22 protein-coding genes are annotated in these 25,648 nt (G+C 52.3%); 2 read left to right on the top strand and 20 right to left on the bottom strand.

The annotated features are described in order from the left end of the window. Positions 1 to 265 precede the first annotated feature (265 nt). The 4 genes from EDM54_RS17675 to EDM54_RS17660 form a co-directional block, all read right to left on the bottom strand. Positions 266 to 1,357: a YheC/YheD family endospore coat-associated protein gene (locus tag EDM54_RS17675; protein WP_122958563.1), complete on the bottom strand. Its 1,092-nt coding sequence runs from the start codon at positions 1,355 to 1,357 to the stop codon at positions 266 to 268. A 41-nt stretch (positions 1,358 to 1,398) separates the two neighbouring features. Further along, positions 1,399 to 2,325, bottom strand: coding sequence for an RluA family pseudouridine synthase (locus EDM54_RS17670; RefSeq protein WP_003387004.1), 927 nt, complete (start codon positions 2,323 to 2,325; stop codon positions 1,399 to 1,401). Between the two features lie 37 nt (positions 2,326 to 2,362). Next, positions 2,363 to 2,704 carry a thioredoxin family protein gene (locus EDM54_RS17665; protein WP_003387005.1) on the bottom strand — a complete coding sequence of 114 codons (342 nt, stop codon included), beginning with the start codon at positions 2,702 to 2,704 and terminating at the stop codon, positions 2,363 to 2,365. Between the two features lie 86 nt (positions 2,705 to 2,790). Continuing rightward, positions 2,791 to 3,678, bottom strand: a complete 888-nt coding sequence (locus tag EDM54_RS17660) for a LysR family transcriptional regulator (protein WP_003387006.1) — start codon at positions 3,676 to 3,678, stop codon at positions 2,791 to 2,793. 114 nt (positions 3,679 to 3,792) lie between these two features. Between EDM54_RS17660 and leuC the strand changes: the two genes are divergently transcribed. Then, positions 3,793 to 5,223: a 3-isopropylmalate dehydratase large subunit gene (gene leuC, locus EDM54_RS17655; RefSeq protein ID WP_003387007.1), complete on the top strand. Its 1,431-nt coding sequence runs from the start codon at positions 3,793 to 3,795 to the stop codon at positions 5,221 to 5,223. Beyond that, a complete protein-coding gene (gene leuD, locus EDM54_RS17650) occupies positions 5,220 to 5,810 on the top strand; it encodes a 3-isopropylmalate dehydratase small subunit (RefSeq protein ID WP_003387008.1) in 591 nt (196 codons plus the stop codon). Before leuC ends, leuD begins: the two co-directional genes overlap by 4 nt. A 113-nt stretch (positions 5,811 to 5,923) precedes the next feature. Here the strand turns inward: leuD and EDM54_RS17645 are convergent, their stop codons facing one another. From EDM54_RS17645 to asnS, 16 genes are all read right to left on the bottom strand, one after another. Beyond that, positions 5,924 to 7,582 (bottom strand): AMP-binding protein, encoded by a 1,659-nt coding sequence (locus EDM54_RS17645; RefSeq protein WP_003387009.1) that lies wholly within the window; start codon positions 7,580 to 7,582, stop codon positions 5,924 to 5,926. Positions 7,583 to 7,702: 120 nt separating this feature from the next. Next, a complete protein-coding gene (locus EDM54_RS17640; protein ID WP_003387011.1) occupies positions 7,703 to 8,176 on the bottom strand; it encodes a hypothetical protein in 474 nt (157 codons plus the stop codon). 84 nt (positions 8,177 to 8,260) lie between these two features. Then, positions 8,261 to 8,752, bottom strand: coding sequence for a YajQ family cyclic di-GMP-binding protein (locus EDM54_RS17635; protein WP_003387012.1), 492 nt, complete (start codon positions 8,750 to 8,752; stop codon positions 8,261 to 8,263). A 43-nt stretch (positions 8,753 to 8,795) separates the two neighbouring features. Further along, complete coding sequence (locus EDM54_RS17630) at positions 8,796 to 9,584, bottom strand: SDR family oxidoreductase (protein WP_003387013.1); 789 nt, start codon at positions 9,582 to 9,584, stop codon at positions 8,796 to 8,798. A 199-nt stretch (positions 9,585 to 9,783) separates the two neighbouring features. Continuing rightward, complete coding sequence (locus tag EDM54_RS17625; protein WP_024985023.1) at positions 9,784 to 12,867, bottom strand: efflux RND transporter permease subunit; 3,084 nt, start codon at positions 12,865 to 12,867, stop codon at positions 9,784 to 9,786. A gap of 2 nt (positions 12,868 to 12,869) precedes the next feature. Continuing rightward, positions 12,870 to 14,093 carry an efflux RND transporter periplasmic adaptor subunit gene (locus EDM54_RS17620; protein WP_003387015.1) on the bottom strand — a complete coding sequence of 408 codons (1,224 nt, stop codon included), beginning with the start codon at positions 14,091 to 14,093 and terminating at the stop codon, positions 12,870 to 12,872. 277 nt (positions 14,094 to 14,370) lie between these two features. Further along, the gene (gene pepF, locus EDM54_RS17615) at positions 14,371 to 16,182 is read right to left on the bottom strand and encodes an oligoendopeptidase F (protein ID WP_003387016.1); all 1,812 of its coding nucleotides are present in this window, start codon (positions 16,180 to 16,182) and stop codon (positions 14,371 to 14,373) included. 123 nt (positions 16,183 to 16,305) lie between these two features. Continuing rightward, the gene (locus EDM54_RS17610; RefSeq protein WP_122958562.1) at positions 16,306 to 17,595 is read right to left on the bottom strand and encodes a UDP-glucose dehydrogenase family protein; all 1,290 of its coding nucleotides are present in this window, start codon (positions 17,593 to 17,595) and stop codon (positions 16,306 to 16,308) included. A gap of 9 nt (positions 17,596 to 17,604) precedes the next feature. Further along, positions 17,605 to 18,681 (bottom strand): glycosyltransferase, encoded by a 1,077-nt coding sequence (locus tag EDM54_RS17605; RefSeq protein WP_122958561.1) that lies wholly within the window; start codon positions 18,679 to 18,681, stop codon positions 17,605 to 17,607. 15 nt (positions 18,682 to 18,696) lie between these two features. Then, a complete protein-coding gene (locus EDM54_RS17600) occupies positions 18,697 to 19,647 on the bottom strand; it encodes an NAD-dependent epimerase/dehydratase family protein (RefSeq protein WP_122958560.1) in 951 nt (316 codons plus the stop codon). Then, on the bottom strand, positions 19,644 to 20,468 hold the full coding sequence (locus EDM54_RS17595) for a glycosyltransferase family 2 protein (protein ID WP_003387022.1): 825 nt from the start codon (positions 20,466 to 20,468) through the stop codon (positions 19,644 to 19,646). The genes EDM54_RS17600 and EDM54_RS17595 overlap by 4 nt, the downstream gene beginning before the upstream one ends. Next, positions 20,465 to 21,511 (bottom strand): glucose-1-phosphate thymidylyltransferase, encoded by a 1,047-nt coding sequence (locus tag EDM54_RS17590; RefSeq protein WP_003387024.1) that lies wholly within the window; start codon positions 21,509 to 21,511, stop codon positions 20,465 to 20,467. The genes EDM54_RS17595 and EDM54_RS17590 overlap by 4 nt, the downstream gene beginning before the upstream one ends. A 125-nt stretch (positions 21,512 to 21,636) precedes the next feature. Then, positions 21,637 to 22,815 carry a glycosyltransferase family 4 protein gene (locus tag EDM54_RS17585; RefSeq protein ID WP_031933277.1) on the bottom strand — a complete coding sequence of 393 codons (1,179 nt, stop codon included), beginning with the start codon at positions 22,813 to 22,815 and terminating at the stop codon, positions 21,637 to 21,639. Further along, on the bottom strand, positions 22,796 to 23,119 hold the full coding sequence (locus tag EDM54_RS17580) for a hypothetical protein (RefSeq protein ID WP_024985019.1): 324 nt from the start codon (positions 23,117 to 23,119) through the stop codon (positions 22,796 to 22,798). Before EDM54_RS17580 ends, EDM54_RS17585 begins: the two co-directional genes overlap by 20 nt. 147 nt (positions 23,120 to 23,266) lie before the next feature. Further along, positions 23,267 to 23,962, bottom strand: coding sequence for a DnaD domain-containing protein (locus tag EDM54_RS17575; protein ID WP_003387029.1), 696 nt, complete (start codon positions 23,960 to 23,962; stop codon positions 23,267 to 23,269). A gap of 135 nt (positions 23,963 to 24,097) precedes the next feature. Continuing rightward, a complete protein-coding gene (gene asnS, locus EDM54_RS17570) occupies positions 24,098 to 25,387 on the bottom strand; it encodes an asparagine--tRNA ligase (protein WP_003387030.1) in 1,290 nt (429 codons plus the stop codon). Positions 25,388 to 25,648: the final 261 nt, after the last annotated feature.

Raw genomic sequence — 25,648 nt, 5'->3', positions numbered from 1 at the left:
TCTGTCCAAAAGGGAGCGCGGCTAAATCATCTTTTCGAAAGCTTGCTGGTCAAAAGCGAATCTAAGCTGCACGTTCTGTTATCAATTACGAATAAGAGGCCTGTTTGTTACAAAAATACGATTCCACGCCCCATTTTTTGCGAGAAACAGAAGCAAGCACCGGACAGTCGTTCTCCCTTTTGCCGATGCTCTCATACCCAAGGACGCTCCTCATAGCCAGGGACGCTATTCAATGGAAAAACGGCGCTGTGATCGCGCCGCTTTGTCAGTTGGTTGCCGCTCTTTTTCCCGACTGGGTCTTTGCTAGATGCATGGCGTACTGGATCGGTCTTTTGATTGCGTCCTTGTATTGGCCAAGCATGCCCATTTCGCGGAAGATTTCTCTTCCCGGCTTCGGATTTACCTCAATCAACCATGCGCGTCCCTTGACATCGATCCCGATGTCCAATCCCATCTCCATCATGCGCCCAAAGTGATTTTCCAGCGTCTCGACTGTCTGGTACGCTAGCTGCTCACAATCTCGTATAATTTCATTCGTCTTTTGCTCGCCAAATGTAGCTACAAGGAACGACTTTACGGGAACCGCCCTGCCGCCGCCGTGGAGATTGGAGGTGGCGCTCTTCGCTCCGCCGACCCGCATCCCCGCGCCTGTAATGCTCCACAAGCCCTCTCCGTTTTTCTGGATCAGAAGCCTCATGTCGACAGCCCTGCCGGGTACCAGATTAAGATAAAGCCCTTGCTGTACGATATACTTGTCGCGGGTTGCCCAGCTTTTCACTCTGGCTTGGACAGACTCCAGCTGCTTGATCACCATGGACACCTTGGCCCGCTGCTTATCCCTTCCCAGCAGATGGTAGCCCTGCGAGGTCTTTTCGACACTGAGGATATTGCGTCCGCCCGTTCCATTTGCCGGCTTCACATAGAGCAACGGGTGGCGCGCCAACATTTTCTGCAAGTTAAGCCGATTGTACAGAACCGTTTCCGGCAGCCACCGGTGCATCCGGCTGTCTTTCACCAGTACCTCGTGAACCTTCCACTTGTTCGCGAGCCGATTGTTTGTATACAACAGGTCGCTTGTTCGGCGGAATGCCACATACCGTTTGAAAGCGTCTCTCGGCGTGTAGCGATACCGGTCGATCACGGCATCCGGTCGGGGAAAGATTCGCGCCTGCCAGCCGCGAGCCGCAGGGATGAATCCGCGAATTTGCTTTCCGTTTGCCGATACGTCCGGGGGCGAGAACAAAAACACGGTACACCCGAGCTCCTCCCCTGCCCGAATCATTTTGCGAAAATAGCTCGGTTCTGCAAAAGACTTGCCCTCCCGCCAGGTCAGTATGCCAATAATGGGTCGTTTCATCTCAACACCCTTTCTGCTTCCTTCCCTGGCAGTTTATTCAGCTACCCTTGCATTGGCGAATGACGAAGCCTGGACTCTAGCTGCTGCAGGTCGGGCGGCAGGGCTGCAGATACTTCGAGCGTCTCCATTCCGAACGGATGGGAAAACCTGAGAATTGCTGCATGCAGCGCCTGCCGTTTCACGAACATTTCCTTTCCGCCATAGAGCGTATCTCCGATCAACGGAAAGCCCACATAGCTGAGATGGACCCGTATCTGATGGGTTCGTCCCGTCTCCAGCTCGCATTCCAGCTTTGTCGCCGTTTCGAAGCGCTCTGTTACCCGATAGTGAGTGACTGCAGCATCCCCGGTGGGGGTCACTCTCCTGCGGTTGGAGTAAAAGCGATCCTTCCCGATCGGCTCGGAGATCGTGCCCCTTTCCTTTGACAGCCTCCCGTGAACATAGGCAATGTAGTGCCGCTTGATTTTTCGCTCGCGCAGATGTTCGTCCAATAGAGCAGAGGCGAGTGCATGCTTGGCGTACATCACAACCCCTGACGTCTCCTGATCAAGCCGATGAACATGGCGGACACGCGCCGCGACGCCAGTCCGTTCAAAATGGCCGGCGACAAGATGATCCAACGTTTTTTTATGGAATTTCTCCGTCGGGTGCAACAGCATCCCTGCCGGCTTGTTTACGATCAGCAGATGATCGTCTTCATACAGTACCTGCAGCTTTTCTGGCGAGGGGTCCAGACCAAAAGGTTCCGGCGCACAGGCCCTGACCTTGATTTCCTGCCCGGCCGCTACCTTGACGTGTTGGGCAGCCGGATTTCCTTCCAGCCAAACCTCTTTATGCTGAAAAAGCAGATGAACCTGCTTTTTCGGCCACTTCCAGTGTTCCCGGAGCAAGCTGCCGATTCCAAGTCCGTCGACTTCATCGGGGATCGTCCCGATCAGCCATTCTCCTTGTTTTTTCATTGCTATCATCAGAGGTTATCCCCCACAGCCGATCTCTTCGTCTCGGTTATTCCAGCGTCTCGCTCACCTGAATCGCCCGATCGAGGAAATGCTCGATCTCTTCGCGGCTCTTGCCGAGCTTGCTTACGAATCTGACGAGTTCTTTTCCTTTGGAGAACGCGATAAAGCTCGGGATGCCAAACACCTCCAGCTGCTGTGACAGCTCTGGCAATGTATCCCGATTGATTGCTACCATATCCAGCTTGTCCTTATACGCCTCTTCGACAGCAGGCATGAACGGATCGATTCGATGGCAATCCGGGCACCAATCCGTATAAAATTTCACGACAACCGGTTTTTCCTGAGCAATTTGTTCTTGAAATTCAGCTTCTGTCTTGATTTCTTTCATCGAACTTGCCCTCCTCTGGTTTTATCTGGCTATAGTGTAGCACAGCTAAACATGTTTGTCTTTTTTCTGGAAGCGTGAAGTGTCGTTTAAAAATGGTTTTTTTGTTCAACCAGGCATTTCACAAAGGCTTCCGCCGGTCGGGACAACGGCCGGTCCTTGCGGTATGCCACGACGAGCGTGCGAAACGGCCTTCTCGCCAACCGCACGTAAACAGGATGCTCGGTCGTTCCGGGAGCGAGCGAAATCATCCGTGGCGCAAAAGAAAGTCCCATGCCCGCTGCTACGAGCGACTGTACCGTCTGGATGTTGGTGCTTTCAAAGACGATTCGCGGGCGGAATCCCGCCTCTTCGCAAAGCCTGAGCGAAATCGTGCGAAAACCTTGACCTTCCTTCAGCAGGATAAACGGCTGTCCCGCAAGCTCTGCCAGATCCACTTCCTTTTGCCCTGCGATCGGATGCTGCGGCGGGACGGCGAGAAATATCTCTTCGTGAATCGCCGGTATCGTCTCCAGTGTAGGATCAGTGATCGGCATCGTCAGCAGACTGATATCTATCTTTCCCCGTACGAGCAAATGCTCGAGATGGCTGGAGGTTTCTTCAATCAATTGAAGCTCTACGCCGGGAAACTGGCGGGTAAAATCGGGAATGACTCTCGGCAAGACATACGCCCCCGTAATCGGCAGGCTGCCGACCAGCAGCTTCCCGCTCTCTCCTACAGCATAGGAGCGCATTTCCCTCTCCAGGCCCTCCGCCATGTCGACCAATGTTTGGGCAACCTGGACAAACCTCTGTCCGGCATCGGTCAGCTCTACGTGCTGAGGCAGGCGGTGAAACAGGGGAACTCCCAGTATTTTTTCCAATTTGGCGATTTGCTGGCTAAGCGAAGGCTGTGCCAAATGCAAACGGCTGGCAGCGCGTGAAAAGCTCCGTTCTTCCGCGACTGCGAGCACATAACGAATCTGTCGTAACTCCATGAGGACCTCCCAATAGGCAAAAACTATCCATCTCATAATAATTATATCTTTGAACTATTTCTATTGCCATGATACAACCTTGATAAGAGTTTTGAACGAAGGAGGATTACCCTTATGAAACCTCGCACTATGTTTGAGAAAATCTGGGACTCTCATGTAATCCATGAGGAAGCCGGCAAACCAAGTCTTCTGTATATCGACCTGCACCTCGTACACGAAGTGACTTCGCCCCAAGCTTTCGAGGGTCTCCGCCTCGCCGGACGAAAAGTCCGCCGCCCGGATCTGACATTCGCTACGATGGACCACAACGTCCCGACAGCGGACCGCTTCAATGTCAAAGATCCGATCTCTCGTCAGCAAATGGAGACGCTGACCGCAAACTGCAAAGAATTCGGAATTACGCTCGCCGACCTGAACAGCCCTGATCAAGGGATTGTGCACGTCATCGGTCCCGAGCTTGGCCTGACACACCCGGGAAAAACGATCGTGTGCGGCGACAGCCATACCTCCACGCACGGCGCGTTTGGCGCACTCGCTTTCGGGATTGGCACCAGCGAAGTAGAGCACGTGCTGGCCACGCAATGCCTCCAGCAGTCCAAACCGAAAACGCTTGAAGTCCGTGTAGTGGGCGATCTGCCGTATGGAGTAAGCGCAAAAGACTTAATTTTGGCCATCATCGCAAAATACGGAACAGATTTCGCGACCGGATACGTCATTGAATACACCGGCGATGCCATTCGCAAGCTGACGATGGAAGAGCGCATGACTGTATGCAATATGTCTATTGAGGCCGGTGCCCGCGCTGGTCTGATCGCTCCTGACGAAACCACTTTTGCCTATCTGAAGGGCAAGCGCCACGTACCGCAGGGAGAAGATTTCCTGGCTGCAGTCGAACAGTGGAAACAGCTCTGCACAGATCCGGGAGCGACTTACGACCACTATGTAGAAATCGACGCGAGCCAAATCGCCCCGCAGGTCACTTGGGGAACCAGCCCGGGAATGGGTACAGACATCACCAGCACAGTGCCGCATCCTGATTCTTTTGAGACGGCAGCACAGCGCAAGGCTGCTCAGGACGCCCTCTCCTACATGGGGCTGACGCCTGGGACTCCGATGAGTGAGATCAAGATCGACCGCGTCTTTATCGGTTCCTGTACGAACGGCCGTATTGAAGACCTGCGCCGTGCAGCTGAAGTGGCAAAAGGCCGCAAAGTCTCTTCCCACGTACACGCGATGGTCGTCCCCGGCTCCCAGGCCGTCAAGCAGGCAGCCGAGCAAGAAGGACTCCACCTGATTTTTCAAGAAGCTGGCTTTGAATGGCGCGAATCCGGCTGCTCCATGTGTCTTGCGATGAACCCGGACATTTTGCAAGAAGGCGAGCGCTGCGCTTCCACCTCCAACCGCAACTTCGAGGGTCGTCAGGGACGCGGCGGCCGTACCCATCTGGTCAGTCCGGAAATGGCTGCCGCTGCGGCAATCGCCGGCCACTTCGTAGACGTACGCGAATGGAAGCGTGAAGGCGTGAACAAGGAGGTATTCCAATGAACCCATTTGTCATCCATACAGGACTGGTAGCACCGCTCGATCGTGTAAACGTGGATACAGACGCGATCATTCCGAAGCAATTTCTGAAGCGCATCGAACGCACTGGCTTTGGCCAATTCCTCTTCTACGAATGGCGCTTTACTGCTGACGGCCAGCCTATTGATTCTTTTGTGCTCAATCAACCGAAATACGCAAACTCTACCGTGCTTTTGGCCCGGAACAACTTCGGCTGCGGCTCTTCCCGGGAACATGCCCCCTGGGCTTTGCTCGACTACGGCTTCCGCGTTGTCATCGCGCCGTCGTTTGCTGATATTTTCTACAACAACTGCTTCAAGAACGGCATTTTGCCGATCAAACTGAGTGAAGAGCAAGTGCAAGAGCTGTTCTCCCGTGCGCAAAGCAAGGACAACTACGAACTGACAATCGACCTGCAGGAGCAAGTGGTCAAGGATAGCGACGGCCTGTCCTATCCGTTCGAGGTGGACTCCTACCGCCGTTACTGCTTGCTGAACGGTCTTGACGATATCGGCATCACGCTTCAGTACGAAGACAAGATTGCTGCATACGAAGCGAAAAAACGCGCATAATCGCGCAAAAAAACAGTGCGAAGGCAAAGGATACTCCTTGCCTTCGCTGTTTTTTTACCATCATCAATCATAGAAGAGTCTTGCGAGAAAGTAAAGTCCGCTCCCCTTCCCCGTCAGGCAGTCTCGATCCCGTCCTCCGTTTCCAGACCGAATGCGGAAATCGCCTGTTCACGCAGCTTATACTTCTGAATCTTGCCTGACGCCGTCATCGGGTATTCCGACACAAACTGGATATAGCGCGGCACCTTGAAACGGGCTATCTTCCCTTCGCAGTAGGCGAGCAGCTCTTCCTCCGTCAATTCTTCTCCCGGCTTCACCTTGATGCAGGCCAACACCTGCTCTCCGTACTTGGCGTCCGGGACCCCGACAACCTGCACATCCAGCACCTTTGGATGTGTGTACAGGAACTCCTCGATTTCCCGCGGGTAGATGTTTTCCCCTCCGCGGATAATCATATCCTTTAACCGGCCCGTGATCCGATAGTATCCGTCTTCATCCACGGTAGCCAAATCTCCCGTATGCAGCCAGCCCTCGTGGTCGATCGCTTTTGCGGTATGCTCGGGCATGTTGTAATACCCCTTCATCACCAAATAGCCCCTCGTGCAAAGCTCTCCCTGCACACCGGGCGGCACAGTTTCTCCGGTGACCGGGTCGATGATTTTGACCTCTACTTCATCATGGGCCCGCCCGACTGTCGTAACGCGACGCTCGATGGAATCATCCGGCCTCGTCTGTGTAATGACTGGCGAAGATTCCGTCTGTCCATAGGCAATCGTAATTTCGCGGATTCCCATTTTCTCTACCACATTTTTCATCACCTCGATGGGACATGGCGAGCCAGCCATGATGCCGGTGCGAAGCGAGCTCAAGTCGCGCCCGGGAAAAGAAGGATGATTCAGTTCGGCGATAAACATCGTCGGAACCCCGTACAACGCCGTACACCGCTCCTGCTCTACGACATCCAGCACGATTTCCGGATCAAACGCGATGACAGGAACCATCGTCGCTCCAGTCGCTACGCTCGCAAGCGTTCCCATCACGCAGCCGAAGCAGTGGAAAAAAGGCACGGGAATGCAGATACGGTCTGTTTCATCCAGCCGCTGGCATTCCGCCACCTTGATCGCATTATTGACAATATTGACGTGAGACAGCATGACGCCCTTCGGAAAACCTGTCGTTCCCGAGGTGTACTGCATATTGATCACGTCATCGGGATGAAGCGACTGCTGGCGGGCTATCCTTTCCTCGTCGGAGGCTTCGGCTCCGAGACTCAGAATATCGCTCCACAGGAACATGCCCGGCTGGCGCTCCTCGCCCAAATAAATGACGTTTCGCAGATGGGGCAGGCGTTCCGACCGCAGCTCCCCTGGCTTGCAGTGATCCAGCTCCGGACATATTTCCTTGATCATTTCCAGATAGCTGGCATCTCGGTACGAATCGATCAAAAGCAAGGTGGTGGCCTCTGATTGATGCAGGAGATACTCCAGCTCGTGCACCCGATAGCTGGTGTTTACCGTCACCAGGACGCCGCCTATTTTCGCCGTCGCAAATTGAGAGATTACCCACTCCGGGACATTCGTCGCCCAGATCGCAATATTCTCCCCTCTGTTGATCCCGAGTGAAAGAAAGCCTCTGGCAGCCTGATTGCAAATCTCCTGAAACTGGGCGTAGGAGTAACGGAGCCCCTTCTCTGGGTAGACGACGGCATCCTTTTGCGGGAACCGTCCTGCCGTCTCATCCAACAGGTCGCCAATCGTGATGGAACGCAGCATTCATAGCCCTCCATTCATTTTTTCTGACTATTCCGCATTATTTTTCATTTGATTCGCTCTCCTCACAGCTTATTCCTTCTCGGGCGCAAAAAGAAAAGCGTCCCCTGGCGGAACGCTCCCTTATTTGACCTCGAATGTTTTGACTGCTTCGATCTTGTAGGGCAAGTGATTGCTGTAATTCAGCTCTACCCGGAGCTCGTGCGTGCCTTTGGGGAGTTTTTTCAGCAGAAATTCCGGCTGATAAATCATTCCCTTGGCTTCTCCGTTCAGATAGAGATGAGCGTGGCCTTGGCCAAAAACCGCCTGCGGTTCCAGCTCCCCTTTATCATCCACGAATTGGAAGTTCTGCGTCAGGAGCGAAACTTCCGCTGTGTTCCCCTCTACCTGGATATCCAGATTGAGCGATGGTTTTTCTGTACCTGCAGGCTGGGTTATGGGCATAGCAGAAGCAGGGATACCGGGATCTTGCATCCTGTAGGAATCAGAGACATTAAGCGGGTCCTTCACCAACAGTACAATGCCGGCAACCAGTACGATCAGAAATACAATGCCGCCCAAAATAAGGTTTCGCAAACTGACGATAAAGACCTTCATATTCTACTCTCCCTTTCGCAAATGCTTGTCACCACCAATTAGTACATGCATACGCAGAAAGAAAGAGAGATAGAAGCGAAACTTTTAGCGGTAATTGATAAATTGCACCTCGATAGGCAGATCCGCCTTGCGAATCGCAGCGATCACCAGTTGAAGCTCGTCCTTGCTTTTTCCGACGACGCGGACCTGGTCATCCTGAATCTGGGACTTTACCTTTACGCCCGTTTCTTTGATAATGCTGGCGATCTTCTTGGCATTGTCCTTGTCGATGCCCTGCACAAGCTTGACACGCTGCCGAACCGTCCCCCCTGCCGCCGGTTCCATTTTTCCGTACTCGAGATTTTTCACCGGAACATTGCGCTTCACCAGCTTGCCGATGAGAATATCTTTGACCTGGCCGAGCTTGAACTCGTCATCAGAGATGAGAACGATCTCTTCTTTCTCCAAACTGATGCTGCTTTTGCTCCCTTTGAAATCAAAGCGCGTCTCAATCTCTTTCAAAGCGGTATGGATCGCATTCGTCACTTCTGCCAGATCTACTTTGGAAACAATATCGAAAGAGCTCTCTTTACTCATTCGGATTCCCCTTTTTCACAAAATTCCTACTACCAAATGACTATCAAATCGCTTTTACCAAACCTCCGTCTACGAGAAACGCTTGACCCGTCACATAGCTGTTGGCGGGAGAAGCGAGGAACGTTGCCATCCGCGCGAATTCTTCGGGATCGCCGTAGCGTCCCAGCGGGATCATCGCTTCCATGCTCTTTTTTACGTCTTCCGGATCAATCTCAAGTGACTGCGCCCGCAGCTTATCCAGGGAAGCGACACGGTCGGTGGCAATGCGGCCAGGGCCGATCGTATTGATGAGAATACCGTCCGGCCCAAGCTCGGATGCCAAGCTTTTGGCCAAGCCGAGGACTCCCGTGCGAAAGGTGTTGGACAGGATCAAATTCTCCAACGGCTGTTTAAACGACGAGGAGGCGAAATTGACGATCCTGCCGAATTTCTGCTGGCGCATATGCGGCAAAACGGCTCTGATCGCGCGAACAAAGCTGAGCAGGTTCAATTCAAAAGCGGCCTGCCAATGCTCATCAGTCATTTGATCAAACGTGCCTGCTGCAGGGCCGCCTGCGTTGTTGATCAGTATGTCCACCGTTCCAAAGCGGGCGACTGTCTCCTTGACCAGGTGCTCGATGTCCTCCGATTTGGTCACGTCGGCGACGACCGCCAGCGCTTCTTTTCCGGTGGCCTCCCGAATTTCTTCGTATGTAGCGGATAATGCTGCTTCATCCCGCCCGCAAATCGCAACATGGGCGCCTTCAGCGGCAAGACAAAGCGCTGTCGCTTTTCCCAAACCTTTCGTCGAAGCCAAAACAATCGCTGTCTTTCCTTGCAAATGAAGATCCATGAAACCTTTCCCCTCCCAGCTACAATTTGGCATGCTGCCATTTTCTTTCTTCATTCTACAGAAATATCTGACAAACGCCTAGTACAGGAAACGCAGGAACTGTACTTCCGAAAAGAAGAAAAGAAGCGGAACTGTCGCTCCGCTTCTTCACTGTTATTCGTTTCTTTTTTACATCCATTTCTTTTTCACATCCAAGCAGCTAAATGTCCGTCGGCTGTATTTCTGCCTTGGACAGTCGTTTGGCCAAGCGTTTGGCCTCACGAGTCTGCTTGCGAGCCAGGCGCCGCGCTTTCGCGTTCTCGAACAGCGAGTAGAGCACCGGCACCAATACGAGTGTCACGATCGTATGGAAGACCAAACCGGATATGACCGCTGTGGCAAGCGGCGCTTCCAGATCGGAGCCCTCCGCTACTGCCAGCCCCATCGGCAGCATGCCCAGGATGGCAGTCAGCTTGGTCATGATAACGGGACGCACCCTGTCTTTTGTCCCTTGGACGATCGCTTCTCCCAATTCCATTCCCCGCTCGCGAAGCAGATTGATCCGGTCAATGAGCAGGATTGCGTTGGACACTACGATACCGACCAGCATGATCATCCCGATCATGGCCATCTCCCCAAAGACGCGCTGGGTCAGCACGAACCCGAGAATCACACCGACTAAGGCCATCGGAATCGTCAGCATAATAATGAACGGTTGAGACATGCGGCCGAACTGGGCCACCATGATCACGTAAATCAGCGCGATCACACCGAGGAAGACAAAGAGACCTTGGGTCATGGTAGAGCTTTGCTCCTTCAGTTTGCCGGCAATCTCCACTTGATACCCTGCCGGGACGGCAAGCTGCGGAAGCTTTTCGTTGATCTGCCGGCCGACCGTACCCAGGTCGCTGCCCAGCAGCTCTGCGGAGACAGTGACGATCCGCTCGCCTTTTTCATGCGTGATCGTAACCGGCGATTTGCTGTAGCGCCATTCTACCAGATCGCCCAAAGGCACCTCTGCGCCTGTTTTGGACGTGATCATGATCTGATTGAGCTGCTCCGGATGCTTTAGCCAGCCCTCCGGCATTTTGGCTACCACATCTACTTCAATGCCATCTGTCGTAATGGTCGTCACCGGCTGATCCCCGATCAACATGCTGATCTGCTGCAGAAGCGAGCGATGATCGACCTGCATCCGGGCCAACGCCTCCTGCTTCGGGAGCAGAGTGACTTTTTCTTTGCCTTCTTTAAAGTCATTGCGGATATTGGAGACGCCTGGTATCGTCGCAAGCATGCCTTCCACTTCGCCTGCGATTTGACGCATTTTCTCCATGTCCTCTCCGGTAATATCGAGCTGTACCGGTGCAGCTCCTCCCTGGCTGCCAAAAGAGGTGGTAATGCTCTCGATTCCCTGAATCGCTTGAAGCCGCTCATTTATCTCCAGAGTCAGTTCGTCTTTCCCGTACTGTCTCTCTTTTTTTCCTTTCAGCATCAAAAACAGCTCTGCGTTTTCTTTGCTTGCGAAAAAGAAGACATCCTTGACGTCCGGCAGCTCGCGAAGCGTTGTTTCCGCGTCCAGAGCGGCTCTCTGGGTGTTCTCCAGCGTCGAGCCTGTCGGCATGGTGATCGAAGCGAACACCATATTTTCATTTGGATTGATGCCCTGCCCCATCTTCATGAACGGCATCAAGAAAAAGGAACCGACAAACAGGCTCACGGCAAGCATGATCGTCTTGATCCGGTGACGCAGCGCTTTTCTCAACAGATTCGTAAACGCCCGGACAATGAAGTGCTCCTTGCCTTCTCCTTCCAAAGATACCTTCTTGTCGTTCTTGAGGAAACGGTCAGAGAAGACAGGAACAAAGAAGAACGCGGCCAATGTCGAAGCTGTGATTGCAGCCGTAACCGTAAAAGCGATGGCACCTAAAATCGGCTTGAGCCAGCTTTCAAAATCCGCCAGCACGAGCGGCAAAAATACGACAATGATCGTCAGCTGGGAGGTAAACACGGGAGTCATGACCTCGCGAGTCCCTTTTACAATCGCCTGGGTGATGGGCTCCCCTTTTTCCCGAAACTGATAAATGGATTCCAGAACCACGATCGCGGCGTCGACGATCAGACCTACGGACAAGCTGAGCGAGAGCAAGCTGATCATATCGATATTGTAGCCGCCTGCCTTCATCGCGATAAAGGTCATCATGGCCGACAAGGGCAGGGTCGTGGCGATCACCAATGTCACCCGCCAATTGCGCAGAAAAACGAGCAAGACCAAAATGGCAAGAGCACCGCCGATGATCACATCACGGCTCAAATTGGTGACAGCGTGGTCGATATAGGAGACTGCCTCGATCATCACCTTAAGCTGATACTGCCCGTTTGCTTCGGCGTTGATTTGTTTGACAACCTCTTCCACTTTTGCCTGCGTGGAGATCAAGTCGCTGCCTTCCGCGCGTTTGACGCTGAGGTTTACAAACACCTGTCCATCCGTCAAGGCGACGAAGTCCTTTACTTTTCCGCGCATGTCATCGATTATCGCCAATTGGTCCAACGTAACGGTTCCTTTTGGTGTATCGATCGCAAGTTGACTCAATTCCTGAGCTGTCGTGTACGAGTTGTCAATCATTACGACTGTATCGAACCCGGTATTTTCGAGGGTCCCCACCGCTTGCTTCCAGTTGGTTGCCTGGAGCTGGTCAATTACCCCCGACGGAGTGGCGTGATAAGCAGCCAAGCGCTCTGGTCGCAACGTGACCGTAATCTTGTTTTCAAAGCTTCGATCCGATACTTCGACTTCCTTTACCCCGGGAACATCCTCGATCCGATCCTTGATTGATGTTTTTGCCAAACTGAGCATCGCCTTCGGTTCTGCTCCGACCATGGCGTATTCAATCAACATCTCGTCACCCAGGTTGTCTTGCATGACATTTACGGTATCTACGTTTTTAGGAAAATTATTGCGAAGCCTGTTAACGGCGTTTTGAACGTCCTGCTTGACGCGTTCTCCTTCCCCTTCCTCGGCGGTAACCCGGATTGTGACCGAGCCGGTGCCTGTTGTCGAGGAGTATTCTTTCACGCCTGCCATTGACTTGATCTCCTGCTCGACCTTCTTGGTGATCTTTTCCTCCATTTCTTCAGGAGGCAGCGACCCTCCGGATATCCGGACGGAGATCTGCGGCAAATTGGTTTTCGGTACGAGCTCGATATTAAAGCTAAACAAGGCGCCGAGACCGGCAATAGTGATGAGAAAGGTGAACAGATAGACAATCAGCCGTCGTTTCAGCAAAAAGAGAATAATCTTTTCCATGCCTATTCCCCTTTCGCCTCCACTTTTTGCCCTTCTACATAGAACGTGATGCCGGAGCGCAGAAGCTGGTCGCCATCATTGACTCCCGACAGCACCTCGATCCGATCTCCCACCATCTGGCCCGTTTTGACCGGCCGCTTAACGGTCAATCCATTTTCAACAGCCATGACGTAATACTCGGATTGGGAGACCCCGACGCTTTCAAGCGGTACGAGAAAGCCGTTCAGCTTGCGGGGAATTTCAACCGTTGCCACCATTCCGCCCTTCCATTGGCCTTGCGGGTTGGGCACAGTTACCTCGACACGGTATTTTCCCGTCTGTTTGTCAACGACAGGTGATACAAAGCTGATCGTTCCTTCACTTTTTTTGCCGTCCTCTCCCACGACCTGGACTTTCGCGTTTTCCTGGTACTGGCCGATGACGTCGTTCGCGACATCCAGCGTGACTTTCACATCGGACAGGTCGACGATCTGAATCACTTGCTCGCCCGGAGATGCCAGCTCCCCGACTTGCTTGGAAACATCCACAACCATGCCTGCGAACGGAGCGACAATTTTTGTATCATTAAGCGTCTTTTTCGCCCGTTCTACTTGCCCCGCAGCCTGCTTGATGGAGGCATTGGCGACAATCACATCCTCCGGCTCTGCGCCACGCAGGAGCTCTTCCAGAGCAAGCTTGTCGTTCTGCAATTGTATTTGCGCCTGGTCTTTGGCCCGTCGACGATCGTCAAGCTCACTTTGGGAAATGGCTCCTCCGGCGAACAGCTTTTCTCCCAGCAGGACATCCTGGCTGGCTTTGTCAAAATCCTGCTGGGAGCTTTGGACCTGCAGCCGCTGTTTTTGAATGGATTCTTCCGATGCGCCTTTCAGTGTTTTTACCTTGCGGGCATTTGCTTCTTCCACCTGGCCGGCAGCCGCTTCCACTTCTTTCTGGTAATAGCGGGTATCGAGGCTGGCCAGCAACTGGCCTTGCGAAACTTTGCTCCCCTTGCCAACTGGAAGTGAAGAAACGGTTCCTGAAGTGCCGAACTGCAGAATCGCCTCTCTTTTGGCTTCCACCAACCCCGTCGTCGTCAACAGTACGGGATCTGTCGACTTCCTGACTGTAAATACTTCGACTACTTTTGCTTTTGTTTCTTGCTGTGCTGCCGGTTCGGAAGCTCCCGGCCCGCACCCGGCGGTCGTTAGTACAACGATGGCCAGTAGAATGGATGCGCGTCTCTTCACGAAAATTCCTCCAAATCGTAACAATCATTCCCAAGGGTATTGTGCCAGTTTTTCCATCCTTTTCAAAACAGCCAGCGGATGGAACTTCGTCTCCGCCTTGAGACGGAGGGGCTCTGGTATCCTTTCCCCTTCAGTCATTACGAAATAGATACTTGAAAAATTACCTCTTCTCTCCAAAAATGTGTCTGATTTGTGTCGTTTCGCGTTAAGAAATAAAAAAACCAGGGACAATTCCCTGGTTTTACACTCGTTTATCGTTTTTGCTGCCTAATAGCGGTTATGCTTGGCCGATGAGCTGTTCCATCTCTTCCAGTCTCTTTGCGAACACAGCCAACGCTTCGCGGATCGGTTCCGGAGACGTCATGTCCACGCCAGCTTTCTTCAACAATTCCAGCGGATAGTCGGAGCTTCCGCTTTTGAGGAATTGCAGATAGCGGTCTACAGCGGGCTTGCCCTCCTCAAGAATTTGCTTGGCGAGGGAGGTCGCTGCCGAGAAGCCGGTAGCGTACTTATAGACGTAAAAGTTGCGATAGAAGTGAGGAATTCTCGCCCATTCCAGATCGATTTCCTTGTCAACGATCATATCTGAACCGTGGTAGGCGACATTCAGCTCTCTGTACAATTCGCTCAAGCTGTCTGCGGTAAGCGGTTCTTCCTGCTCTGTCTTGGCATGCACGAGCTTTTCAAATTCGGCAAACATCGTCTGCCGGAACACAGTCCCGCGGAACTGCTCCAGGTAGTAGTTGAGCAAATACATCCGCTGCTGCTTGTCAGTCGTCGTTTCCAGCAGATGGTCCATGAGCAGAGCTTCATTCAGCGTGGAAGCCACCTCTGCGACAAAAATCTTGTAGTCCGAATAGGTGTACGGCTGTTCCTTATGGGAGTAGTAGCTGTGCAGGGCATGCCCCATTTCGTGGGCTAGCGTAAACATGTTGTTGACGTTGTCCTGGTAGTTCATCAGGACGTACGGGTGAGATGTGTACGCACCCCAGGAGTACGCTCCGCTCGTCTTTCCTTCGTTTTCGTAGACATCGACCCAGCCATTTGAAAACCCTTCAGCCAGCACGCTGCCGTACTCATCTCCGAGCGGCTTGAGCGCTTCCTTGATCGTCTCCACGGCTTGCTCGTACGGGATCTTCATATCAACCTCAGGGACAATGGGAACATACAAATCGTACATGTGCAGCTCATCTACCGCCAGCATTTTCTTTCTCAGCGCGATGTAGCGATGCATGAGCGGCAGATGCTCGCGAATCGTAGAAATGAGGTTGTCGTAGACGGACAGATCGACGTTGTCGGCAAACAGGGCCGCGTAAATGGCCGACGGGTACTTGCGCGTGCGGGCGTAAAACACGTCAGCCTTGACTGCGGACGTGAGGGAGGCTGCAATCGTATTGCGATGCTTCCCGTATGTGGCATACAGAGCCTCGAACGCTTCACGGCGGACGCGGCGGTCCTTGCTTTCCATAAACTGCACATAGCGGCCTTTGGTCAGTTCGACTTCTTCCCCGTTTTCATCCGTGATCATCGGAAATTTGATGTCTGCATTGTTCAGCATGCCGTAAATTTTGGAGGGCGCGGAAGCAAGCTCGCTTACATTGGCCATAATCGCCTCTTCTTCAGCCGAAAGCGTATGCGGTTTGAACCGCGTGATTTCCTCCAGAAGAATGCGGTAATGCTCGAGACCTGGCACTTCTTTCAGCCATTTCTCCAGCTCTTCTTGCGGAATGCCCAAAATCTCCGGCTGTATGTACGAAATGGCTCCGTATACTTGTGTACTGAGCGTCGTCGCCCGATCCGTCAGCGCCTGGTAGGTGCTGTTCGTATTGTCCTCGTCGCGGCGCATCCGGGCGTAAACGTATACCTGGTCAAGCGTCTTCAGCAGTTCATCCTGGAGGCGCAGCGTTTCGAGCAACTGTTGTCCGGAGCTGCCCAGCTTGCCTTTTTGGGTAGCGATTCTCTCGGCCAGTTGCTTCACTGTTTGCACGTCTTTTTCCCAATCGCTGTCGCTCGCGTACATATCTTCCAAACGCCATTTGAATTCCGCAGGCACCTCATTGCGCTTTGGCAACGTTTTGCTTTTATTCAATATCACTCACTCCTCGCATTCGTTTCGGGTGGCAAAACAATCCATATGTATTATCGTAGCGTATTCTTGCACCGGGTTCAAATCAATATACGAGCAAGAAGCCGACTTTCCATGGAGGCAAAGTCAGCTTCTTCCCACTCCCTGATAGGCAAAACCGTACTGCTTGACAAGCTCCGACGGCCAGGCATTCCTTCCGTCGAATAGCACCGGTTTGGCCATCACGGCTTTTGCTTTTTGCCAATCGAGGTTCACGCATTGCTTCCATTCCGTAGCGAGCAATGCTGCATCTGCACCAGTCAGCGTGGCGTAGATGTCGTCTGCATAGCTGACCTGTGGATACAGCTTTGCCACCGTCTCCATCGAGATCGGGTCATACGCGGAAACGATTGCCCCTTCGTGCAGCAGCTGCTTGATGATAGGGAGTGACCGCGATTCACGGATGTCGTCCGTATCCGGCTTAAAAGACAGCCCCAAAACGGCAACCCGTTTCCCATGCAAGCCGCCCAATTGTTCACGGATAAGCTGAACGCACCATTCCGGCTGTGTGCGGTTTACTTCTCGCACCTGTTCGAGAATGCTCAATTTCACTCCGTTTCTTTTTCCCACTTGCAAGAGGGCTATGGTGTCTTTCGGAAAGCATGATCCGCCATAACCGATCCCGGCTCGCAAAAACTCGGGGCCGATCCGGCTGTCCAGCCCCATCCCGCGTGCGACCGTCTCGATGTCCGTGCCCAATACCGTACTGAGCCGGGCCAATTCGTTCATGAAGGAAATGCGTGTGGCAAGAAACGCATTGGACGCGTACTTGATCAGCTCGGCAGTTCGGCGGGTCGTTTTTACCATAGGGCAAGAATAGCCTTCGTAGAGTTCATCCATCAAGGAAAACGCTGCCGCCGACTCTGCTCCGATCACGATGCGCGACGGGTTCAAGGCATCCTGCAGGGCACTTCCCTCGCGCAAAAACTCCGGATTCGAAATGACGTGGAGCTCCTTGCAATCTCCGAGAAGCTCCGCCACCCGGTCTCCCGTCCCCACCGGTACTGTGCTTTTGATGACGACTCCTCGTCTCACCGGATTGCTGGCGTACACGGCCCTCACATCTTCTACCACGGCAAACAGATACCCGAGATCAGCCGAACCGTCTGCCGATTCAGGGGTCCCCACGCAGATAAACAAAATGTCCGCTTCCTTGGCATCCCCATTCAATGTATGGTCAAAGTGAAGATTCCCCTGATCCATCACGGATCGCATGGCCTCTTCCAGCCCCGGCTCATAGATGGGGCAGTGTCGCTGCTTTAATTGCTTTACTTTTTCTTCGTCCACGTCGATTCCGACGACTCGATGACCGTGCAAGGCAAGGGAAACAGCCGTGTTTAATCCGACATAACCCGTTCCAATGACGGCTACATTCATTCCTTCACCTCATCGTTTTTTCAGCACGCTCACATATAAATCTTCCAGCCTGGCGCGCTGTTTTTGAATGTCGTGATTGCTTTCTACCTTGGCTCTGGCCCTTGCGGCAATGGCTGGCCACTCATCCGTTCGGCCCAACACATGCTGAATCATCTTTGCCAAACGGCCGGGGGACTTTTCCGGCACCAGATAACCGGTAACCTCGTGCTCAACCAATTCCGGAATACCGGCATGATAGGTCGAGATGACCGGACGTCCGCTTGCCATCGCTTCCATCAAAACATTGGGAATCCCCTCTTGATTGCCGTTTTTGGCTGTCTTGCATGCGATCACGAAAAGATGGCAGTTCGCCAGCTCCCGCTGGACCTCCCGATGGGGCATCGCGCCGCGAAGCTTGACGCTCCCGCCAAGATTTCGCTTTTTAATCATCCGCCGCAGCTTTTGTTTCTCTTCGCCGTCTCCGACAATCGTCAGCGTAGCGTTCGGGTATTGACGCACCACACGGGAAAACGCTTTGATCAGCGTATCCATTCCCTTCTTCTCCGTCAGACGACCGACGCTCAAAAGACGAAAAGCCCCATTTTTTACAGGATGCTGCGGTTGCATCGGGAATTTATTGAAGTCAATGCCGGAGCGAATCAATGTGATCTTGTGTTTCGGACAACCGAGCCGAACGAGACGTTTTTTCATATGGTCGCTGACGACGGTAAAAGCTGTTCCTTTGCGAAACAGCTTTTTTAATTGACGGCGGTAGGCGCTGCTTTCCCTGACGCGCTTCGTTGCATCGAAGCCGTGAAAGGAGGTGATCAACGGCAGCTTTGCCTTGCGGGCATAGGGAAGTATTTCCACTCCAGCCGGACCGAACCTGGCGTGCAAACAGCCGAATTTCTTTTTTTTCAACCACTGGGCAAGTCCCTTGAACCGCTTTTTCACATATACGGGGGAATACGGAAACTGCTTTCGGTTAAAGTGCTTTTGCCGGGCCAATACGGCAGTCTGTACGCGCTTGTGTCCGATCAATTGCTCATAAATAAACGTTTCGCTTTTAGGGAGAAACTTGCGGCGGTAGACTAGTACCCGTTGCATGTCAAACCTCCCGTTTTACCCTTTTATCTGGGCTCGAATATCTTCCAGCTGCAATCGCAATCCCTCTTCCAGTTTCACCTTCGGGTGGTAGCCGAGTTTGGATTGGGCCAATCGGATGTCGGCGCTTGTTCGCCGGGAATCTCCCGCGATCGCAGGCAAATGCACAACAGCCGGTACTGTAGAGGTCAGTTGGCCCATCAGCTCCAGCACTTCCATCAGCTTGATTTCCCTGTCCCCGCCAATGTTGTACACGTCGCCTGGTCCAGCGTATTTTTCCGCCAGCAGATTGGCCTCGACCGCATCCGAGACAAATGTAAAATCGCGGCTCTGAAGACCGTCCCCGTAAACGGTTATCGGCTCACCGCGCAGCAATTGCTTGAAAAATCGGTGAAAAGCCATATCCGGCCGCTGTCTCGGGCCGTAGACGGTAAAGTATCGCAGCATGACGACAGGAAGACCGTACGCCTCGACGTAGACACGACAAATCTGCTCCATGGCCGCCTTGGTGACGCCGTAAGGGGAAATCGGATGAATGGGGGATTGCTCATCGGTCATTCCTTCCCGCATCGTTCCGTACACAGAGGACGAGGAGGAAATGATCACCTTTGGAGCAGTCTTTAGACGCGTACAGGCATCGAGCAATTCTTGTGTTGCAAGCAGGTTGTGTGCCAGATAGTCGGAAAATGCCTTCCCCCAACTGGTACGGACGCCGGGAAGAGCAGCCAGATGGAATACCAGATCAACCTCATCCAGCCATTCCTCCCAGCGCTTTTCCGATAGCAGGGCCGAGTGAAACGTAAACAGGGAATGTTGACCGATCAGCGAGAGATTGCGTAATTTACAGGCCACATCATAGTTGTCGATAAAACCGTCGACTCCGACGACATGATGACCCTCCTGCAGCAGGCGCTGAGTCAAATGGGACCCGATAAATCCAGCACAGCCTGTAATGAGCACCTTTCTCATCGCCGCCGTCTCCTCCTTCCCTTTTTCTTTTTCAATCGCTTGATAATCAAGTACCCGTTCTTATAACCGTATACGGCCTTGTACTTGTTGCCCCAGCGTTTCAGATAATACCGGAACGTTTTTCTGCGCAGCTCGTTGCGCTTCCGCTTCATCTTGTTGTCTGTCAACTGGCCTCTGTGTTTGGTCCGATTGTACAGCTTTCGATTAATCCACTTCACCCGATACCGCTCGATCAGGCGGAGGATAATCCTTCTGTCCTCCATGATCCTGCCTTCATACTTGTCGGAAGTATCCCAGCCCCCCACCTTTTGCAGGGCCGAAACGCGGTAACAGCGGGGAGCCACCATCCAATGGTTGTATTTGAGAAATTGATATTTCGTGTTGAACTGCTTGTGTTTGACCAAAAATGGATTGACGTACTTGCCTCTTCTCACACGCCAGATTTTGACGTTTCCATAGAAGAGTGCGCGCTTGTTCTTCTTGTCGCGCAGGATATGCTTTTTCAAGATCGCAAGGGAGCGTTTCGGAAGCCAGTCATCAGAATCAAGCTGAACCAGAAAAGGCGTATCAACCATTGTCAAAGCCTTGTTCATCACTTTGGAGATGCCCGAGTTCTCTTCCATCCGGTAATATTGAACGTTTGGATTGAACAGATAGCGTTCTACCTTATGTCTTGTTTTGTCTGTCGACGCATCATCCATGATCAGCAGCTTCCAGTCCTTGCACGTCTGCTTCATGACACTGGAAATTGCTTTGCGAATGTATTTGGCGCGATTGTAAGCGGGAATCACTACGGTAAACAACGGAGTTGGATTGGTCATTCACTGTCACCTCCCGTAGAGGGAAGCTGGATGGAGGATTTGTCACTCAAAATAAACATACTGGCTTTTCGATCACTGCTTCCTTTGAAAAAAGACTCGCGTCCGAAGACACTGTCTTTCATTTGCCATGACACATCATGAATAGAGCTGTTTTCCAATAAAATACTGTTCTCGATGTGCGTACAATTCGATATCTGGACACCATCCTGAATGGAAACGTACGGCCCTAGCCGACAGTTCTCGATATGACATCCTTTCCCTATTAAAACCGGACCGACAATCTCGCAATGTTGTACGACGCTGCCCTCTCCGATTGCCAATTTTTCTCCCAACTCCCGGGAAAGCATCCACCGATTCGCCTCCAGCCAACGCTCTATCGTCCCTACGTCGGTGTATTTCCCGTTTGTTGTCGTATGCGCAATGAAAGATCCACGATCGATCATCGTCTGGATCGCATCCGTAATCTCGTACTCTCCGCGAGAAGAAGGGCTCAGCGAGGCGATCGCCTCAAAGATCGGCCTTGTAAATAAGTAAGCACCAATCACTGCGAGATTGCTTTTTGGCACAACAGGTTTTTCCACCACGGAGATAAGACGCCCCTCGTGTACCTCTGCGATCCCGTAGTCCTGCGGCTTTTCTACCTCGCTCAGCATGACGATTCCGTCTGCACGATTGTCCTGGAATCTGCGAACGAGATTGTGCAAGGAATCCATAAGCAAGTTATCGCCTAACAAAAGGATAAACGGTTCGTCTTGGAGGAATGGCTGTGAAATATTCACTGCATGAGCAATCCCAAGCGGCGATTCCTGCTCGATATAGGTAATGGTAGCCCCAAATTGACTACCATCGCCTACGTATCCTGAAATCTGCACTTGGGAAGGGTGAATGACGATTCCGATGTCACGGACACCCACTTCAATCAGCTTGCGAATGCAGTAGAATAGAACCGGTTGATTAGCCACAGGGAGGAGGGTTTTTGGTTGCGAATAGGAAAATGGATGGAGTCTCGTGCCACGTCCGGCGCATAAGATTAACCCTTTCACAAAAATCACTCCCCAGTTGTGCTTCTAGCGATACTTATAAGGTATGCGTCCCGCCGTATCTGGACAGGGCAGAAGTCCACAACCGGGGCAGAAAGGGCGACCACCCAGTCTGATTCGCGCCCGATTTATCCGACCTTTTTGTAAGCTGCTGCGACTCTTGCGCGTTTGTCAGCCCCCTTTTCAAAAGCCTGTAAATAGCCTTGGGCTGTGGCGTACCAAGAAAATTGCTTCGCCCGGACCAATGCGCGTTTTCCCATCTGATTTCGCAGGTGAGGAATGCTCCACAGCTCATCCCAAATCCTGGGCAGTTCCTTTTCCCATTCCTTGGGAGAGATCACGTAACCCGAGTCCTCGTGTGTGACGACCTCCCCGATCCCGCCTCTCGGTGTCGTAATCACCGGCTTTCCGGATGCCATCGCTTCCAGGTTGACCCGGCAAAACGGCTCTTGCCAGACGGAAGGCGTTGCCACAATATCGCCGATCTGGTAGTACAGGGGCATCTCCTGGCTCGGGATAAAGTTCACAAATTTCACCCGGTCGCCCAGTGGTTTCGCCAGCTGGTGCAAATACCGGACATACGGGTTCATTCGATTGCTTCCATAGCCAGTTCCTCCCACGATGATGAGCTTGGCCTTTGGATCCTGTTCGCACACCTTCCGGAATGCCTTGAGCAGGACGTGGACGCCTTTTGCCCTCATCAGCCTGCCTGCGTAGAACATGATCCGATCATCATGTCTGAGTCCCAGCTTCCGCCGCAAATTTCTTACTCCGAAATTGATTTTTGCTAGCTGATAAGGCGTCACGTCTACCCCCAGGTGAACCGCATGGACTTTGTCTGGGGGGATACGATGCTTTTCTATAAAATGCTGACGCAGATATTCACTGTTGGTGATAAACCCATCTGCGAGCCGTACGATTTGTCTCATTTTCTCCGGACTGATAAACCATTTGGCGGCGTATACGTGAGAGTGCATATTCACATAGATCGGAACTGATGGAAATTTTCTCCGCAAAGCAGGCACGAAATTGGGGCGATTCTCCACCAGGATCACGTCGGGACTTCGTCTTTTCAAATCGCCGATGATTCGCTTGAGATAAGGGCCGGGACCCTTATAAGGAAAACGGATAATGTCTCTCCCCTCTTCAAAGCTCGAACGAGGGTAGGTCGGGCACGTTCGCGTGTAGATGGTCACTTGATGCTCCGGCCCAAACATCTTGCTCACTTCATCGATATCATGCTCTACTGAGCTGCCCTTGACCGGCGGCACAGAGAAGGGGCCGGGACTAATGATGGCGATTTTCATTTCGCTCCCGCTCCCACTCCTGTTTTAAAGAAAGAACGACCTGGTACAGGTACTCTCGCTCGCGCTTCTGCTCTTCCTGCAGCACCTTAAACCGTTCTTCCCAGCGTGACACCGCTTCTTTGAGAGCCGCAAGCTCTTTTTGAATTTCTTCCGCCCTCTCTTTCCACAGCGCTTCCGCGGCGTCCCGTTGGTCTCCCAGTTTTTTCAATTGAACGCGTTCAACAGCTTCATCCACCACGAATTCGCCAGAAAACACTCCCGGCATAATCCAATGTGTGGTCTCACCTTTTTTTCGCTTTTCCATGCTTCATGACCTCCAGACCAATCCGACATCAAGATTCGCTTGACCAAGTCAATCATTCCGACAGCTTTCGCTCTTTTTATGGTATGAACAAGATCCCAAATAGGTACATGTACAGGGGAAAAGAAAAAACCGCTGCGAGGGATTTCCTCACAGCGGCTGACGCTGATCGCTTATAGGCGTATGGCGCCTGAAACGGAGACTATAGTGCCTTGCTTCTTCGACGCTTGTTATCTTTTGCTTTTGCCATTCCAAAAGAATTCGGTCGATATAGCGGATGTGCAGCTTGCCGACCGTAGCTGCCTCCCGCAATGCTGTCAGAATCAGTTCATCCGAATAACCGTCCTGATTGGTCCAGATGTGGATCGTCTCCAGCTCAAACGGCGATAGCGGACGGCCAAACGCCTGTTCAAAGCGGGTGTACAATCCCGTCTGCTCGCCTTCCAATGTACTGGCCATTTCGGCAAAAGGCTCTACCACCGGGTCAATCATCCGGGATACGCTGCGCTGCTCCCGCCAGCTTTGATAAAGCTTGCGATACAAGGGAGTCAGATTGTACAGCTCATGACGCATCCCTGTCTCGGGATCGATGTATTCGTCAATGCTGATCCATTCTTCCTTCAAAAGCTTTTGCAATGTCTGGATCAGTCTGGTTGATGACATCGACATCCGATCCTCCAGCTCCTGAATCGTCGGAAAGCGATTTCCCTCTTGCTGAAAGGATAACAAATGGATAATGAGAATCATTTCTTCATCAGAGAGCGACGTTTGCTTGTACATTTTTAAAAGGAGGTTGGAAATCGATGTGGCTCCTTCTTGCAAAATCTGTAATAGTTGTGATTCCATGAGACATTTTCACCTCATCGCCATGATTGCATGCTGGCGTGCTGTTCGCGTTGGTTTGAAGAACGTAAATACCCTGCCGCCCTCCGGCAGCAGGGTGTAAGATACTGAGCGTGTAACCGCCAAAAAAGCAGCGGGTTACGGGTAGAGGCGATAAAGCATGCGCGGGAACGGAATCGTTTCGCGGACATGGTCCAAACCGCAAATCCAGGCGATTGTGCGCTCCAGTCCCAAACCAAATCCGGAGTGAGGCACAGTCCCGTATTTGCGCAGATCGAGATACCATTTATACGCTTCTTCAGACAGTTCATGTTCTTTGAACCGCTCTTCCAAAAGGACAGGATCGTCAATACGCTGGCTTCCGCCAATGATTTCCCCATATCCCTCCGGTGCGATCAGATCGGCACAGAGGACAACCTCTGGTCTGTTCGGATCTGGCTTCATATAGAACGCCTTGATTTCTGTCGGGTAGTGGGTAATGAATACCGGTTTGTCAAAATGCTCGGCAATCGCCGTCTCGTCAGGAGCGCCGAAATCATCGCCCCACTTGATCTCGCTTCCTTTTTCCTGAAGCAGTTTGATCGCGTCATCATAAGAAATCCGCGGGAACGGTCCGACGACATTTTGCAGCTTGGTCGTGTCGCGCTCCAGTGTTTTCAGCTCGCGCTGGCAGTTTTTCAAAACAGACTGTACGACATGAGACACAAACTCTTCTTGAATGCGCAGGTTTTCTTCGTGATCGACGAAGGCCATCTCGGGCTCGATCATCCAAAACTCGATCAGGTGACGGCGCGTTTTGGATTTTTCGGCACGGAAGGTCGGACCAAAGGAGTATACCCGTCCCAGAGCCATCGCAGCAGCTTCCATGTACAACTGGCCGGATTGGGAAAGATAGGCGTCCTCGTCAAAATACTTCGTATGGAAGAGGTTTGTCGTCCCCTCCGCAGAGGTAGGAGTCAAAATCGGCGGATCTACTTTGTAAAAGCCGTTTTGGTGAAAATATTCGTTTACCGCACGAATCACTTCGGAACGGATCGACATAACCGCTCTCTGGCGAGGGCTTCTCAGCCACAGGTGGCGGTGGTCCATCAGGAAGTCAACCCCGTGCTCCTTCAGCGAAATCGGGTAATCGTGGGAGATTTGAATAATTTCAATGCCGGTCACGGTCAATTCATAGCCGCTCGGCGCACGGTCATCTGCCCGAACGATGCCGTTTATGTACAAAGAGCTCTCCTGTGTCAATTGCGATGCTGCTTCCCATACGTCTTCCGATACTTCTGCTTTGACGACTACTCCCTGAATGAATCCGGAGCCGTCGCGCAGCTGCAAAAATTGTATTTTTCCACTGCTGCGCTTGTTAAAAAGCCAACAGCCCAATCGTACTTCTTGTCCCACATGCTGCCCCAACTGGGCAATGGTCGTCATCATCGGCTTGTTTCCCTCCATTTGCCATTGCAACACAAAATCCATACTACTTGATATCGAATCAATTATACTATTCAGCGTAGTTGAATTCAATGAGAGTCTGCGCCTGTTAGTTTACCATAATATTTTTATGACAACTTTATAGCCCTTCATCAAAGCAAAAAACCGGACTCCATTATAATCGAGTAGGAGGGGGCGACTAACCCCCGTCCTCTCACACCACCGTACGTACCGTTCGGTATACGGCGGTTCACCAAGCTTGAC

Origin of the sequence: Brevibacillus borstelensis (assembly GCF_003710865.1) — a bacterium.
GTDB lineage: Bacteria > Bacillota > Bacilli > Brevibacillales > Brevibacillaceae > Brevibacillus > Brevibacillus borstelensis.
This window is presented reverse-complemented; position numbering and strand designations above follow the sequence as displayed.